The organism is Defluviitalea phaphyphila (genome assembly GCF_001466305.1).
GTDB classification, from domain to species: Bacteria; Bacillota; Clostridia; order Lachnospirales; family Defluviitaleaceae; genus Defluviitalea_A; species Defluviitalea_A phaphyphila.
The window spans coordinates 21,732-39,148 of record NZ_JWID01000017.1 but is presented as its reverse complement, the minus strand read 5'-3'; the positions used below and the strand labels follow the sequence as shown (position 1 = coordinate 39,148).

The window sequence follows — 17,417 nt, the reverse complement described above, 5'->3', positions numbered from 1 at the left end:
CAATAAAACCAATAAATCGCAATATTAATATATATAGAAAAATAGATTAATGTTATATGTATATTAATTTAATTTGCACAATTGATAATGAAAAAATTTTGATTGGCTATACTAAATAGAATGAATTAATTCTAAATAATGGTATAATTTAATTAAAAGGATGATATGTATGTTATCAAAAATAATTTTAAGTAATTTTAAATCGTTTAATAATAAAAAAGAAATAGATTTAAAAAAACAAACTATAAATTTCTTGTGGATACAAATGTTTTACCTAATAGAATTTTAAAAAGCTGCATGTTTGATGGGGCTAACGCTTAGATAAATCAAATATTATAATAGCAATTAAACTATTAGATGTAGAAACACCTATTCCATTTATGGAAGGATCTCTAGGGAATAGAACGCTTTTAAATATTCTCCCTATGTTCTTAAATAAATAAAAAAATAAATTTTATTTATAACATTAGAGGACGTTTGTAGTATTCATAATATAGGTTATAGAGATAGAAAAAACTGACTTAAAAATAATGGAATAAAGATGGATTTATAAAACTAAAAAAGTCGTCGACCTCCAGTAGGGAAAAACCCCGGGGGATCGACGACAATTTAATTTAGCCCACAACCCCCGAAAAATAAGCATTTTATAAAAAAATACATAAAAAAAGAAGGAATTTTTAAAAAGACGTAGAAAATATAAAGTAGCGATAAATACAGCAACCCAATGGGTTTCTAGCCTACCTATGAGGAATTGAAATCCTACTAAAAGAATTTGTAGACAATCCTAGGAATAAGGTTTCTAGCCTACCTATGAGGAATTGAAATGTAGGCAATCCTATCATAAAAAAATAAGTCGACTTTGTTTCTAGCCTACCTATGAGGAATTGAAATATAATTGTTGTAGGCAACGCACTGCCTTTATATTCCCCAGTTTCTAGCCTACCTATGAGGAATTGAAATACAATTAAATCGTTATTATTTTTTTCGATAATTTGCCAGTTTCTAGCCTACCTATGAGGAATTGAAATATATCCTCTAAATCTTCACCGGGGACATAAGAAAAGGTTTCTAGCCTACCTATGAGGAATTGAAATTCCCGCCAAATTCAGATAAATCGATAGAGTAACTTGGTTTCTAGCCTACCTATGAGGAATTGAAATATATATATCATATCATTTCTATTTCTTGCATTTTCCGCGTTTCTAGCCTACCTATGAGGAATTGAAACTTAAGTAATGCTTTAATCACATGAATATCAAACCCTAAAGTTTCTAGCCTACCTATAAGGAATTGAAGATACATCCTCTATAGAACGATTTTTAAATAAAGTGAATATAATATTCACAACCACTGATTATAGGAGATGCGAGGATGAAGAAAGTTGTTTCTTTTATAAGAGGAGATGTGACAGGAGATAGAATAGCTGATAGGGAATGGAGTATATGATATTTTGATTAGTATTACTTCAGGAGGAAGTGGAGGAATAACTTAATTTGTAAATCCCTTAAGTGGATTATATCCCGTAGATTTTGATGCTGATAGGGTATATGAATTATTATCTTTTCAAAGGATAGCGGGAAGATATAATGCAGATTTCCTAGGATTTATTCAAAATATTTTAAAATGGAATAAAAATAGATTTGTATTAGATAGGCAGTTTGTAGGGATTTTAGGAGATGAGATAGTTTAATAAAGATATAACTGAGCAGAATTACTGGCTCAGTTTTTTAAATGTAAATTTTATAATAATAAAAATAAAATATCATAATATTATACTTAAAAATTAAAGTTTATAGTAGTTTAATTAATATTATAACTTTGAATTATAAAATTTATAAATAAATATATGATAGCTTTTACTATATTGACGAATAACATAATTTATGTTTAAAATATTTTAAAATTAAAAAATAGTTCTGAAAAACCTAATATTTTTTAATTAATATAATTTTTTCATAGGAATAGAGGAGAAGAATTAAAAATGTTTTCAATTACTTATATATCTGATGAAGATAATTTTGATTCTAATTTTAAAATCACAAGGCGTATAGCGGTAAAAGGGATTATTAAAAAGGATGGAAAGATATTATTAATTAACACAAACAAGGGAGATTATAAATTCCCAGGTGGTGGGATTAAGAAAAATGAGTCTATAGAACAGGCTTTAAAAAGAGAAATAGAGGAGGAAACAGGCTTTAAGTTAAAGTTCATAGGGAAGGTTTTAGGTAAAGTTTTTGAAAGGAGACTTGACCAATATGAACCTGAAACCATTTTTGAAATGGAATCTATTTATATATTATGTGATTTAGATTATAAAGAAGTAGTTAAACAAAAACTTGATACATATGAGGCTGAGCAAGAGTTTCAACCAATATTTATAGCATTAGAGGATGCCTTAGAAAACAATTTACAGTGCTTAAAGAATAATAAGGATATCAATTCTTGGGTTAGAAGGGAAACAGATGTGATTTCAAAATTAATAGAAATGTGGGAAAAGTAATGCACTTGTGAACAAATTTTCTCTTTACATTTTGTAATGTGGATAATATTTGAGAAAATTTATTTCATAAGTGCATTTATATTTTTTAGTCTAGTTCAACAGCACCTGTATATAGTTGATAATATCTGCCTTTCATATCAAGAAGTTCTTTATGATTTCCTTGTTCTATGATTTCGCCTTGTTCTAGTACTATTATTAAATCAGAGTTTCGTACAGTGGATAATCTATGGGCGATTACAAATGTAGTCCTGTCTTGCATTAGTTTTTCTAGTCCTTCTTGGATATGTTTTTCTGTTCTAGTATCAACTGAGCTAGTGGCTTCATCTAATATTAGAATAGGAGCTTTAGAGATAGCAGCTCTTGCAATATTTAAAAGCTGACGCTGTCCTTGACTAAGATTTGCTCCATCTCCTTCTAATACTGTATCATATCCATTAGGTAGTCTTTCTATAAAAGAATGAGCATTTGCTATTTTAGCTGCTTCTATTACTTCTTCATCTGTTGCGTCAAGACGTCCATAACGAATATTTTCTTTTACAGTTCCAGAAAAGAGATGGGTATCTTGTAATACCATGGCAATATTACTTCTTAAGGAATCTTTTTTTATGTTTTTGATATTGATACCATCAATTAGTATTTCACCTTTTTGTATTTCATAAAATCTATTAATTAAGTTAGTTATGGTTGTTTTACCTGCACCAGTAGAACCTACAAAAGCAATTTTTTGTCCCGGCTTAGCTACTACATTTATATTTTTTAGGACTATGCTATCGGAAGTATAACCAAAGGTTACATTTTTAAGTACTACTTCACCTTTTACTAGTTTAGCTTCTTTTTTGATATTTGTTTTTGCACAAATTTCTACTGCATTATTTGGATCTTTTCTTTCAGATTGTTCATCTATTATTTCAAATACTCTTTCTGCTCCTGCTAATGCTGCAAAAATGGTATTCATTTGCATGGATAATTCGCTTATAGGTCTTGCAAATTGTCTTGCGTAATTAGTAAATATTGCAAGACCACCTATATCAAAATTTGCTACTAAGCATAAAATTCCGCCCACAGTGGCAATTAATGCATAAATTATTTGGCTTAAGTTTCCCATAACAGGACCCATTATACCACCAAAAAATTGAGCTTTAAGCTGTTTACTGCGTAAAAAGTCGCTTAAAAAGGAGAATTCTTCTACTGCAGTTTCTTCATGACAAAATACTTTAACTACTTTTAACCCTGAAATATTTTCTTCGATATATCCATTAACTGCTCCTAAGGCTTGTTGCTGTTCTTTATAATATTTTCTACTTTTTTTACCTATAGTGCTGCCAGCATAAATTAAAATGGGGATTGTTAAAATTAGTACAAGGGCTAAAATCCAATTGGTTACAAACATTAAGATTACTGTACCAATAAGAGTCATAATACCAGAAAATATCTGTGGTAATGAGTTATTGAGCATTTGTCCTACGGAATCAAGGTCATTGGTAAAACGGCTCATGATTTCTCCATGGGTATGGGTATCATGAAATTTTATGGGAAGTTTTTGGATTTTACTAAATAATTCTTTTCTAATATTAACTAGTGAATTTTGGGATATTTTAACCATTATTCGCTGTTGAAGATAAGTGCATAATACACCGACAAGGTAGATTCCTGCCATAGTGAGTAGTCCTAGTATAAGACTTATTAATTTTTCTTCTGCAGTTTTCCCTTCATACACTAGGTTGTTTATAATAGGGCGTAAAAGATAGCTTCCCCCTAAGGCAGCTAAAGAACTTAGTATTACACATATAAAAACAAAAGGAATTTTTATTTTATCTTTTCCAATATAACTAAGTAGTCTGCGGATTACTGCATATACATTTTTAGGTTTTCCACTTTGCATAGCTTTAGGTCCTCTAGGACCAGGACCCATGCCTCTTGGTCTTAGTATTTCGGCTGTTTTGTTTTTTGCTGAATTTATATTTTGATTACCATATCTGCGTAGTAATACTTTTTTTCTTTCTTCGCTAATAGAGCTCATTATGCAGTAACCTCCTTGTCCATCTGTGAATAGTATATTTCTTTATAAGTTTCACAACTGTTTATAAGTTCTGAATGTTTACCTAATCCTACAATTTTTCCATCATCTATTACTACAATTTTATCTGCATCGATTACAGATGAAATTCTTTGGGCAATAATAATTTTTGTCATATCTTTTAATTCAGTTCTTAAATTTTCTCTTATTTTTCTTTCAGTTGCTGTGTCAACTGCACTGGTGCTGTCGTCTAGGATAAGAATTTTGGGTCTTTTTAAAATTGTTCTAGCTATACTTAATCTTTGTTTTTGACCGCCGGAAACATTTACACCGCCCTGTCCAAGTTCTGTTTCATATCCATGTTTAAAGGAAGAGACAAATCCATGGGCTTGAGCATATTCTGCAAATTTATATACCGTATTGTCATCAGCATTTTCATTACCCCATTTGATGTTTTCTTTAATTGTTCCTGAGAATAAAACATTTTTTTGAAGTACTATACCAACTCCATCACGAAGATTTTTTAGAGAGTATTCTTTTACATTTATATCATCAACTAGAACTTCTCCCTTATCTACATCATATAATCGTGGTATTAGCTGTATAAGACTTGACTTTCCACTTCCTGTTGAACCTATAATACCCACTACTTCTCCAGGATTTATTACTAGATTAATATTTTCAAGAACCCATTTTTTATTGTTTTTGTAATATTTAAAGTAAACATTTTTAAATTCAACTTTTCCTTGTTGTATTATTTTATCTTTTCTAGAAGCAGTTTTATCAGATAGGTCGATTTCTGTGTTGAATACTTCATTAATACGTTTTAGGGAAGCTAAGGCTCTAGAACTGTTTAAGATAACCATTGACATCATCATTAATGCCATTAAAATTCTAACAACATAGTTTACAAAAGCAGTTAAAACTCCAGCTGTCATACTGCCTATAATAACCTGCCTACCTCCAAACCATACAACAGCTAAGGTTGTAATATTCATTGCTAATGTAATAACTGGTAGGGTAAATATAACTACTTTCATTGCATGTAATGTTTTGTCTTTTAATTCTATATTTGCTTTTTTAAATTTACTTTCTTCATATTTTTCTCTGACAAAAGATTTTACAACTCTTATATTAGTAAGATTTTCTTGAGTAACAGTATTAAGTGCGTCTAATTTTTTTTGCATAGCTGTAAATCGTGGGAATCCTATTTTAATGATTAAATATATGGCAAGTACTAAAAAAGGAATTATAGTCATTATAACTAATGCTAATTTCCAATTTAATATAAATGCCATGATAATTGCACCTATAAACATACTTGGTGCTCTTAGTGCCATTCTTAACATCATCTGAAGCATATTTTGAATCATAGTGACATCATTAGTTAATCTTGTAATTAGGGATCCTGTGCTGTATTGGTCAATATTAGAAAAAGAGAAGTTTTGTATTTTTTTAAATAAATCTTTTCTTAAGTCATTTGCAAATCCTGAGGAGGCCTTGATAGCAAAATAAGCACCGCCAACCCCTCCTGCTAACATACATATTGCCGTAAATACCATTGCAATACCTACAAGGATTATATAAGAAACGCTTTTATTATAATTTACGCCATAATCTATGATGTGGCTTAATAAAAGAGGCATGATTACTTCGCCTATGCTTTCAATAATTATAAGGATTGGTCCTATTATAAAGGCGTGCAAATAAGGTTTAGCGTATTTTAGATATTGTTTCATAGAAATTCTCCTTTATTATTTATCATCTATTTCATCTTCTATCATATCGAGATTAGCATTTAGTTTTTGAAATAATGTAAATAGGGTATATATATCTTCTTTTTTAAAACCAGAAAATAGCTTTTCATCTATTGAGTCAACGATTTGTTTGCTCTGTTTTACAATTTCATTACCTTTTTTGGTAATAGTAATATTATTTAATCTATTATCATTCTTATCTATTAATTTATTTATATATCCATTTTTTTGAAGTTTTTTTAGAGATACAGCTATGGTTGCTGTTGATACTCCCATTAATTTAGCAAGGTCTTTTTGAGAAGCATATTTATTACGAGCAATTTCCATTAACAAGCGATGTTGAGAATGATAAACTCCTGTTTTTTGCAAATAATGCTGCATAATTTTTCTGTGTTTTATTTTAAAATCTATTATTTGACGGATTGTTTCTCTTATAATCTGTTTATTTTCAGAGCAATCTTCCATTTTTACACCCCCTTACCGATATTAAGTTATCATATTAATTATTAGCATATTAATTATTAGCTAGTTAACTATTAATACTATAATATTAATTTTATATAAATGTCAAGGAATATTTTTAAACAAATTTAATTAGTGTATTCTTATGTTTTAATGAAAATTTGTCGATTTTATAATATATAAAATTGTAAACTGTTATTAAATAACGACTTATTTGTAAAATAGAAAATCGACTTAATATTAACAATCAGTATATGTATATTATTAATTATTTTTATTATTGATTAAATTTTCTAATTATAGTATCATATTTAAAACAATAATTTGTAAAAAATATGTTTATTTGCATTTTAAATTTAAATTTGAGATAATTTTTATAAATATATATTTTGTTATTAGATTATAAAAAAATTTATAATTATATAAAATTAATGGGGGAAATATAATGGCTATAATAGGGATTGATTTAGGTACAACTAATAGTTTAGTGTCTTACTGGACGGAAGATGGTGCTAAAATAATTCCTAATTCTTTAGGAGAAAATCTTACTCCTTCGGTAGTAAGTATTGATGAAAATGGGGAAGTTTTAGTAGGTAAGATTGCTAAAGAAAGGCAGATTACCCACCCAGAATTAACAGCTTCAGTATTTAAAAGAAATATGGGGACTAAAAAAATATATAAATTAGGCGAAAAGGAATTTTTACCAGAAGAATTATCAGCACTTATTATAAAGTCTTTAAAAGAAGATGCAGAGCATTATTTAGGAACTACTGTAAATGAGGCTGTAATTAGTGTTCCTGCATATTTTAGTGATGCCCAGAGAAAAGCAACTAAAAGAGCGGGGGAAATGGTAGGATTAAAGGTTGAGAGATTAATAAGTGAGCCAACAGCGGCAGCTCTTGCTTATGGACTTCATCTAAAGGATGAAGATACAAAAATTTTAGTATTTGATTTAGGTGGAGGAACTTTTGATGTTTCTATATTAGAGTTATTTGATAATGTAATGGAAGTTAGAGCAGTAGCAGGTGATAATTATTTAGGAGGAGAAGATTTTACACAAGTATTAGTTTCTTTATTTCTAAAACATCATAATCTTTCGGTAAAGGATTTAGATAAGAAAGAATATTCTATGTTAAGAAAGCAAGCAGAAATAGCAAAAAGAGAATTTAACAATAATAAAGTTGTAACGATTACATCTAAAATTAATGGTTCAGATTTATCTTTAGATGTAGATATAGAAGAATATGAAAAAGCTACAAAACATTTGCTTGCAAGATTAAGAGAACCAGTAGAAAGAGCTTTAAAGGATGCCTCTTTAAAAATAGGGGATATAAAACATATTATTTTAGTAGGTGGAGCTACTAAATCTACACTTATTCGTTCTTTTGTAAGTAAATTATTTGGAAGACTTGCTTATGTAAATATTAATCCTGATGAAGTAGTTGCCCTTGGAGCAGGAGTGCAAGGTGCTCTTAAAGGGAAAAATGCTCAAATTGATGAAGTTATATTAACTGATGTTTGCCCATATACTCTAGGGACAAGTGTTTCAGTTAGAAGAGCTCAAGGGTATTATGAGCCGGGACATTTTTTCCCAATAATTGAGAGAAACACTATTATTCCTGTTAGTAGGGTGGAAAGGTTATGTACTACATATGATAATCAAAGCAGTATAAATGTAGATATATTACAAGGAGAGGCTAGGTTATCTAAGGATAATATCTATCTTGGAGAGATAAATGTTCCTGTTCCACCAAAACCAGCAGGAGAAGAAGCTATAGATGTAAGGTTTACATATGATGTTAATGGAATATTAGAAGTAGAAGTTACAGTGGTATCTACGGGATTAAAGAAAAGAACTATTATTGAAAATGAGCCTAATCATATGAGTAAAGAAGAAATTGCAAGTTGTATTGAAAAATTAGCTCATTTAAAGATACATCCTAGAGATCAGCAGGAAAATAAACTTCTTATAGCTAGAGGAGAAAGGCTATATGAAGAAAATACTGGAGAAATCAGAAAACAAATAGGGGAAATTTTAAGGGAGTTTGAGGATGTTTTAGATAAACAAGATCCTAGATTAATACAAAAAACTAGAGAATTAGTTAAACAAACATTTGATTCTATTGATATAAAAGGAGAATTTTAGTATGGATTGTTTTGAAGTTTTAAATATTGATCCTACAAAAGATTTAAAAGAAATAAAAAGAGCTTATGCAAAAAAGCTTAAGGAATGTTCGCCAGAAAAGGATCAAGAAGGATTTCAAATTTTAAGAAAGGCTTATGAAGAGGCTATAAAAAAAGCACAAGAAAGTCAAGAAGATAACACACTATCACCAGTAGACAAATTTATGAAGCAGTTTGAAGAGAATTATAATAATTATGCAAAAAGAATAGATGTTAGTACATGGGAAAGATTATTAGAAGAAGATGTTTGTTATAATATAGATACTAGTGAGGAAGTAAAATTTAGAATATTAGAATTTCTTATGGAACACTATAATCTGCCCCATGAAGTATGGAAAGCTTTTAATACTTATTTTCTTTGGAGTGAAATAAAAGAGGAATTATATAAAAATTTTCCTGAAAAATTTATTGATTTTATTTTATATAAATCGGAACAAAAAGATACTTTTAACTATAAATATCTATTAAATTGTGCGGATAATAAGCAAGATGATTTTATTAAAAGTTATCATAATGGACGAAGTGCATTAGATGATAGTGATATGTATAATGCTAAGTTATATATTGATGAAGCTAAAAAACTTTGTCCCGATCACCCAAATTTATTGATTTTAATTGGTAGATATTTCATGGAAAATGGTAAAGTAGATAAAGCAAAGGATTTGTTTACCCAAGTTATAGAAGATGATGAAAATAGTTTTGATGGATATTTATTTAGAGGAAATTTGTTTTTGAAGATAGGAAAACTTAATGAAGCTTATAATGATTATAAAAAGGCTAGTTCAATAGACTCAGAAGTTATAGAATTATTATTTAATTTAGGTAAGTGTTGTATGAGTCTTGAGAAATATGAAGAAGCTATTGAGTATTTGACAAAATTAAGAGAAAAGTTGCCATATAGTAGAGAGGTTTTTGTATCACTTTATTCTGCGTATAATTTCTTTTTAGAAGAACTTCTTAATAAGGCAGAAGAAAATTCTGATGACTTAGATTTTCAATATAAATTGGCAGAAATGTATTTTAAAACAAATAAATATGAAGAAAGTTACGAGGTTTTAAAAAAGTTACAAGAAACTAATAAAAAGGATAGTAAGATATATGTATTACTTTGTAAAGTATTATCAGAATTAGATAAAAAAGAATTAGCTTATTCAATGATTTTGGAAGGTTTAGAGTTATTTCCAGAAGATTATGATCTTAATTTTTATAAAGGATATATTGCAAAAGAACTTGGTAAATATGAAGAAGCGCTTTCTTACTATGATAAAGCTATACAAATAAAAGATGATGAATTTATAGTTTATAACAATAAAGCGTATATATTAAATAAATTAGGAAGATATAGTGAAGCTCTTGATTGTGCTAATAAGGCTTTAGAACTTAATTCTAATAATGTTCTTCCATACAAAAATAAAGCAGAAGCTTTATTAGGTTTAGGATTATATGAAGAATGTTTAATAAATTGTGATAAAGGGCTTGAGTTGTATCCTTATGTGTCTGATATATATGTTATAAAAATGAAACTTTTTTCTAAGGTAAATCAATATGAGAATGCTCTTAATGTATATAAAGAAGCTATAGAATTAGGATTAAGTGATGCAAACTTAGAGTGTGAAAGAGCAAATATTTCATATAAAAAGGACGAATATAAAAAAGCTTTACAATATTGTGATAGAGCTTTAGAAAAGGATAATAATAATCAACTTGCTTATTTTTTAAAAGGATTATGTTATTATAGTGAAGGGAATTATAAAGAAGCATTATATTATTTTGAACAGTCTATAGAAAAAGATAAAAGATTTATAAAAGCATATTATTATAAAGCATTAACTTTATATCAACAAGATGAAGAGGAAGAAGCTTTAAAAGAATTAGAAAAAGCAATGAATATTAATTATAATAGCATGTTAGATGAATTTTATGAGTTAAAGGGGAAAATTTTATCTTGTTTAGGAAAAATTGAAGATTCTATTGCAGCATATAAAAAAGCTATAGAATATAAGCCACAAAATGAAAAAAAGGCATCATATTACTATTTGCTAGGAGAAGAGTTGAAAAAATTACAAAAATACGAAGAAGCTATAGAATATTTTGATAAGGCTATAGATAGAGATTCTGTTATGGTAGATGCATATATATCAAAGAGCGATGCATTAATAGAGCTTGAAGAATATGAAAAAGCTATGGAAGAATGTGATAAAGCCTTAGAAATAGATACGAATTCAGCAAAAGCATATGGAAAGAAAGTAAAAGCTTTAATTAATTTAGGTAAAACATATGAAGCAAAAAAATTGTTACAAAAAGGATTAGAAATAGATAGTGAAGACCCTGAGATGTTATTTTTTAAATATCAGTTTTTAGTCAGTGCACGAAAATATAAAAAAGTGTTAGAGGAAATACAAAACCCAATAAATTCAAAACGAGTTAAAAAAGAAAATTATTTAGATAAGTTTTATGCATTAAAAGCATGGTGTTTACTAAAGAGTAAGCAATATGAAGAAGCAGTTAATACATACAAAAAAGCTATTGAGCATAACCCTAAAGAGGCGTATTATTATAATGATTTAGGTGTTGCACTTTCTAAGCTTAAAAATTATGAAGAAGCTAATAAATATATAGAAAAAGGATTAGAATTAGACCCTAATATGTTTTTTTTACATCGAAATCAAGTTTTAATATTTTACAATTTGAATAAAATGGATGAAGCAGAAAAAATTTGTGATAGACAATTAGAATTAAATAAAATGAAAGTAACTAAGCAGTCTGAGATATTTATGATATTTAAAATAAAATGTTTAAAGGCTAAAAAACAATATAAAAAAGTTTTAGACCTAATAGATGAAATTAGAAAAGAAAATCCTGATAGGAAAAAAATATTTAGAGGAGCTAAAATAGGTGCATTATTTAATTTACATAAAGGAGAAATATTTGGCGGTGTTGGTTTTGTGTTATTATTTAGGCTTATAAAAATTATATTGAGATTTATGTAAAATAAATGGGCTATCTCAAAAATCATTCTGAGACAGCCCATTGCTTTGTATATTAATGTTGTACGGGAACGACTTTTTTATAAAGCATTTTATAAAATAATCTACTAATGCTGCTATTAATAGCAATTACTTTTTTCAAAATAAGTCCTCCTAGGATAGATTTAATACCTTTAGATTAGCATTTAATTATAATTAATTCAAGCAAAAAGGACTTTTAAAAATTAGTTGATTTTGATTAATTTTACATTATCTATATAGATATCGTGAGGTTTAGTATCAGTGATTTCTGCAAATTTACCCATTAAAAATTCAAAAGTTACTATATCGTCTTTAGGCATTGTAAATGTAAGTTCATATGTTTTAATTTGTTGAGATAAGTTTACTATTTCATCCAAATATTTATCAGAATTAGAATTTTCTATTTCAATTTTTATAGGTCTGTCAATAGTTGAGTATGCATCAAATATAACTTTGTACTCGATATCATTTTTTAATTCTATTCCTTTTTGTATCATTTTGATACTATCAGGATTATTACCTGTATTTTCAATTGATACTTTTAATTTATAATCATCATCTACACTAGCATTAGCCTTTGAATTATTTGATATAAAATCCCAGAAGGTCATACTGTGAATATATCCTTGGTCAAAAGTACCATTATAAATGTGATTTCCATCTGGTAAAGGTTCTTTTAAGGCTTCTTCATCAAATAAATAATCTACTTCTTTTAAATTAACATTTCCAATCCAAACTGAATTTGTATCTAAGCCAAGATTAAATTCAAGTCTAGCTTTTGTATCAGTATCTTTATCCATCATAAAAATTAATTCATAGGTTTTAAGTTCATCAGTTAATGATATTTTTTTATCTTTAGAATATAACATCCAACCTCTATCTGCTCCAGACCCTAGTTTAACATTTATAGACCTAGGAGATGAAGCTTTTGCGTCAAAACTTAATTTATATATTCTTCCTTTACCTAATGTTACATTTTGTATTAATTGCACGGAATAATTTTGATTACCACCATTTTGTATATCAATTTTAGCAAAATTAGAATTATCTAATTTATCTACTGAAATACTAGCTTTTCCTCCAAATTCAGGTGCATATACTAAGTTCCAATATTTATCATCTAATGGTTTGGCATTATCATCAACAATAGTAAAGGATTGTTCATAATTTACATCATATATCCAGTTACCATCTTCTAAAGGTAATTTACTATCTTCTGGTAATTCTTCTTTTTGAATTGTTGGTTCTATTGTTTTTTTATATTCTCTACCAGTAAGTTCATAAACTCTAACATAGTCTACTTCCATTCTTGCTGGAAATAAATCATCAGGTGGTAGTAGACCTCCATCAAAGTTTCCGCCAATAGCAAGATTAAGAATAATATAAAATTCTTGATTAAAAGGTGCTGGGAATGAATATTTAGCAGCGTTGTTTTCATTTTCACTATACCAATTATTTAATGTAAGATATAGGTTATCGTCTACATACCATCGAATTTCTCCAGGTTCCCATTCTATAGCATATTCGTGAAAATCAGTTATATCCTGATTATCAGGGAAAACATATTTACCTCCATTGTATACATTATTAGGCCAAGAACCTCCATAATGGATAGTTCCCATAACTTCATTAGGAATTCTTCCTTTTACTTCCATAATATCTATTTCTCCGGAAGCTGCCCATCCACCGTATGCTTCTTCCTTTGGTAATAACCAAAAAGCTGGCCAAAATCCTTGACCTTCAGGAAGTTTTATTCTTGCTTCAAATCTGCCATATTTTTTTGTAAATGTATTTGCAGTAAATAATCTACTAGATGTATAATTCATTCCATTAAAATCTTCTTTTCTTGCTTCTATAATGAGTTTACCATCTTCTATAAAAGCATTTTCTTTGCGATAATACTGCTGTTCATTATTTCCCCATCCTACAAGACCATATTGTTCTCCAGTTCCTTCTTGAAATCCCCATTTACTTAAGTCAATACCATTTTCATTTATATTTTCTCCTGTTCCGTCAAATTCGTCTGCCCATACTAGAGTCCAATCATCAGCTTGAGTTGTTTGAGTAGAATTTTTAAATTGTTCATCATTACAATTTGTTTCTTCATATAATTCAATTGATTGAGCATTTGCACCTATACTTAGACAATTAAAAGCTAACAAAATTATAAAACTTAAGAAAAATAAAATTAATTTTTTATTATTTTCCAAAAAAATCCCCCCATTCATAATATTTTATATAAACATCATATATAAAATTATAAATAAAATAAAAGGCACCAAATTTTAGATTAAGTATGTATCTTTTATAGTTTTAAACATATAAAAGTTTTGTTCATATTAAAAAATAAAAAAGTTATTATAAATATTTTTTCTGCGAAACTTGAAATATATTATTAAATATGGTATTTTATAAGCAAATTTTAAATAAAATAAAATATATTTAATGCTAGACAAAGGAGTCGGATTATCTTATTAGAGGTATTCGACTCCTTTTTATATTTATTGAAACTAATAAAAAGGAGGGTAGCTATATTGATTACTTTACAAAATGTAAATAAACACTTTGGGAAACTCCATGTACTAAAAAATATAAATTTAGAAGTTAAATCAGGTGAAAAGTTAGTAGTTATAGGCCCTAGTGGTTCGGGGAAAAGTACTTTGATAAGATGTATGAACTATTTAGAAGAACCTTCATCAGGAAAAATTATAGTTGATGGAGTAGATTTAACGGCTAAAAAAGCGCCTATTACCAAAGTAAGGCAATCAGTTGCTATGGTGTTTCAAGGATTTAATTTATATCCCCATAAGACAGTTTTGGAAAATCTAACTTTAGCACCTATAAAGATTCAGGGAATACCTAAGAGTGAAACAGAAAAAACTGCTATGGAATATCTTGATAAGGTTGGATTAAAACATAAGGCTAATGCATATCCAGCACAGTTATCAGGAGGACAGCAACAAAGGGTTGCTATAGCTAGAGCATTAAATATGCATCCTAAAGTAATACTATTTGATGAACCTACATCGGCCTTAGACCCAGAGATGATACAAGAAGTTTTAGATGTTATGGTTGGATTATCACATGAGAATATAACCATGGTTGTAGTTACTCATGAGATGGGGTTTGCTCGTGAAGTAGCAGATAGAGTTATTTTTATGGATGAAGGAGAAATCATAGAAGAGGGAACTCCAGAACATTTTTTTACAAATCCAACTCATGAAAGAACAAAATTATTTTTAAGTAAAATATTAAGATAAAATTTTAAAGGGGGAATAAAAATGAAGAAAATCTCAATTATTTTAATGATTATTTTATCAGTAATATTTGCAGGATTAACAGGATGTTCATCTGAAGAAAAAACAAGTTCCGAGCAAAATTCTAGTGATGAAGTACAAGCTATAAAAGATAGAGGAGTATTAAAAGTTGGAGTAAAAGTCGATGTTCCAAATTTTGGATACAAGAATCCTGAAACTGGTGAGATAGAAGGATTTGAAGTTGATATAGCTAAGGCTATAGCTAAAAAAATATTAGGAGATGAAAATAAGATAGAACTTCAAGCAGTAACTGCTAAAACTAGAGGTCCATTATTAGATAGTGGAGAAGTAGATATGGTAGTGGCTACATTTACTATAACTGAAGAAAGAAAGAAAAGTTATAATTTCTCAGAATCATATTATACAGATGCAGTTGGGTTACTTGTTAAAAAAGATTCTGGAATCAAATCATTTAAAGATTTAGATGGTAAAACGATAGGAGTTGCCCAAAGTGCTACTTCAAAAACAGCATTGCAAGAAGAAGCGGATAAATTAGGTATAACAGTAGAATTTGCTGAATTTGCTAGTTATCCAGAAATAAATGCGGCTTTAACTTCTGGAAGAGTAGATTGTTTTTCAGTTGATGGATCTATTTTATCTGGATATGTAAGTGATAGTACAGAAATATTACCTGATAAATTTGCACCACAAGATTATGGTATAGCTAGTAAAAAAGATAATACAGCCCTTGCAAAAATTATTGATGACACTATAAAAGAATTAAAATCAAATGGAGAATTAGATAAGCTAAAGGAGAAATGGGGGCTTCAATAATGACAGGACCGTTTGCGTGGTTTAAATGGGAAGCTTTATTTAAAGATTGGGCTATATTTAAAGATGGTTTTTTAACTACATTAACTGTATCAATCTTGGGATTAGCATTAGCATTAATTCTTGGAATATTTTTTGGTGTACTATCAGTTTCAAAGATTAAAATTTTTAAATTTATTAGTAGAGTATATGTTGAATTTATACAAAATACACCTTTAGTAATACAAGCGATATTTTTATATAATGGATTACCTTTAATAGCAAATATAGTATTACCAGTAAAAACAATAGGTGTACTTGCTGTAGGAATATATCATGGAGCTTATATAGCAGAGGTAGTTAGGGCTGGGATAATGTCTATAAATAAGGGTCAGTTAGAAGCAGCCCTATCTCAAGGATTTAATTATTGGGAGGCGATGAGATATATTATACTCCCTCAGGCTAGAATAGTTATGTTACCACCATTAACTAATCAAGCTGTTAATTTAGTTAAAAATACTTCAGTTTTAGCCATGATTGCTGGTGGAGATTTAATGTATAGAACAGATTCTTGGGCTAATGAAAAGTTATATTATGGCCCAGCTTATGTTTTGACAGGATTACTATATCTTATTATTTGCTTGCCGTTAGCTACATTAGCTAAAAGACTTGAAAAAGTTAATTTTAATAATATTAACCGTACAGAAGATGAAGAAATGAATATTGGTTGTGACAAGGAGGCAACGGCATGATAAAAGAAGTGATTACTCCTGTTAATATTAAATTTCTTTTGCAAGGATTTGCCCTAACTCTTTATATAGCTTTTATATCAATTATTTTAAGTACTTTTTTTGGAACTATATTAGGAGTAATTAAAAGTTTATCTAAGGGAATCCTTGGGAAATTAGTTGGAATATATATTGAAGTAGTTAGAAATACTCCTCTTTTATTATGGATTTTAGTTACTAGATTTGTAGTTCAAATGAAAGCAGTAAATGCAGGGATATTAGCATTTACTATATTTACTACAGCTATAATAGGAGAAATAGTAAGAGGGGGATTAAATTCTATAAATAAAGGTCAGTGGGAGGCGGCTTTATCTCAAGGTTTTAATACATTTCAGACCTTAAGATATATAATACTTCCACAGGCTTTTAAAAATATGATACCAGCACTTCTTTCTCAATTTATAACAGTAATAAAAGATACCTCTTTCTTATGGGCAGTAGGAATTGAAGAAGTGACTGGGAAAAGCATGATTTTAATGGGATACTATTCCAAACCAATGCAAGTGTTTACAATATATATAATTGTTGCTCTAATATATTTTATAGTAAATTATTTATTATCACTTATATTTAGGGCAAAACATGAAAAATTAACACTACAAGGGAAATAGTTGAGATTTTAGAGCTCTTTATT

At 28.5% G+C, this 17,417-nt stretch carries 11 protein-coding genes and 1 CRISPR repeat array; of the genes, 7 read left to right on the top strand and 4 right to left on the bottom strand.

Annotation, left to right across the window (positions count from 1 at the left end; translation table 11 throughout):
* Positions 1-728: 728 nt before the first annotated feature.
* Positions 729-1,297: direct repeats of the CRISPR family, unit length 30 nt; unit sequence GTTTCTAGCCTACCTATGAGGAATTGAAAT.
* Positions 1,298-1,981: 684 nt separating this feature from the next.
* A complete protein-coding gene (locus OM90_RS09760; protein WP_058486701.1) occupies positions 1,982-2,500 on the top strand; it encodes an NUDIX domain-containing protein in 519 nt (172 codons plus the stop codon).
* A gap of 85 nt (positions 2,501-2,585) precedes the next feature.
* Here OM90_RS09760 and OM90_RS09755 read toward each other — a convergent pair whose 3' ends face one another.
* Genes OM90_RS09755 through OM90_RS09745 form a run of 3 tightly spaced genes read right to left on the bottom strand, consistent with a single transcriptional unit; the run spans position 2,586 to position 6,739 of the window.
* Positions 2,586-4,520 carry an ABC transporter ATP-binding protein gene (locus tag OM90_RS09755; protein WP_058486700.1) on the bottom strand — a complete coding sequence of 645 codons (1,935 nt, stop codon included), beginning with the start codon at positions 4,518-4,520 and terminating at the stop codon, positions 2,586-2,588.
* Entirely contained in the window at positions 4,520-6,256 is a 1,737-nt protein-coding gene (locus OM90_RS09750) for an ABC transporter ATP-binding protein (protein ID WP_058486699.1), read from the bottom strand. The genes OM90_RS09755 and OM90_RS09750 overlap by 1 nt, the downstream gene beginning before the upstream one ends.
* A gap of 15 nt (positions 6,257-6,271) precedes the next feature.
* The gene (locus OM90_RS09745) at positions 6,272-6,739 is read right to left on the bottom strand and encodes a MarR family winged helix-turn-helix transcriptional regulator (RefSeq protein WP_058486698.1); all 468 of its coding nucleotides are present in this window, start codon (positions 6,737-6,739) and stop codon (positions 6,272-6,274) included.
* Positions 6,740-7,181: 442 nt separating this feature from the next.
* Between OM90_RS09745 and OM90_RS09740 the strand changes: the two genes are divergently transcribed.
* Positions 7,182-8,882, top strand: a complete 1,701-nt coding sequence (locus OM90_RS09740; protein ID WP_058486697.1) for a molecular chaperone HscC — start codon at positions 7,182-7,184, stop codon at positions 8,880-8,882.
* Position 8,883: 1 nt separating this feature from the next.
* Positions 8,884-11,910 (top strand): tetratricopeptide repeat protein, encoded by a 3,027-nt coding sequence (locus OM90_RS09735; protein WP_058486696.1) that lies wholly within the window; start codon positions 8,884-8,886, stop codon positions 11,908-11,910.
* 221 nt (positions 11,911-12,131) lie between these two features.
* On the opposite strand, the gene OM90_RS09730 is transcribed toward OM90_RS09735, so the two are convergent.
* Positions 12,132-14,138 (bottom strand): carbohydrate binding domain-containing protein, encoded by a 2,007-nt coding sequence (locus OM90_RS09730; RefSeq protein WP_058486695.1) that lies wholly within the window; start codon positions 14,136-14,138, stop codon positions 12,132-12,134.
* A gap of 324 nt (positions 14,139-14,462) precedes the next feature.
* Here OM90_RS09730 and OM90_RS09725 point away from each other — a divergent pair, with 324 nt between their 5' ends.
* Genes OM90_RS09725 through OM90_RS09710 form a run of 4 tightly spaced genes read left to right on the top strand, consistent with a single transcriptional unit; the run spans position 14,463 to position 17,394 of the window.
* Complete coding sequence (locus OM90_RS09725) at positions 14,463-15,188, top strand: amino acid ABC transporter ATP-binding protein (RefSeq protein WP_058486694.1); 726 nt, start codon at positions 14,463-14,465, stop codon at positions 15,186-15,188.
* 21 nt (positions 15,189-15,209) lie between these two features.
* Positions 15,210-16,019 carry a transporter substrate-binding domain-containing protein gene (locus tag OM90_RS09720; protein ID WP_058486693.1) on the top strand — a complete coding sequence of 270 codons (810 nt, stop codon included), beginning with the start codon at positions 15,210-15,212 and terminating at the stop codon, positions 16,017-16,019.
* Positions 16,019-16,747, top strand: a complete 729-nt coding sequence (locus tag OM90_RS09715; RefSeq protein WP_058486692.1) for an amino acid ABC transporter permease — start codon at positions 16,019-16,021, stop codon at positions 16,745-16,747. Before OM90_RS09720 ends, OM90_RS09715 begins: the two co-directional genes overlap by 1 nt.
* Positions 16,744-17,394: an amino acid ABC transporter permease gene (locus OM90_RS09710; protein WP_058486691.1), complete on the top strand. Its 651-nt coding sequence runs from the start codon at positions 16,744-16,746 to the stop codon at positions 17,392-17,394. Before OM90_RS09715 ends, OM90_RS09710 begins: the two co-directional genes overlap by 4 nt.
* Positions 17,395-17,417: the final 23 nt, after the last annotated feature.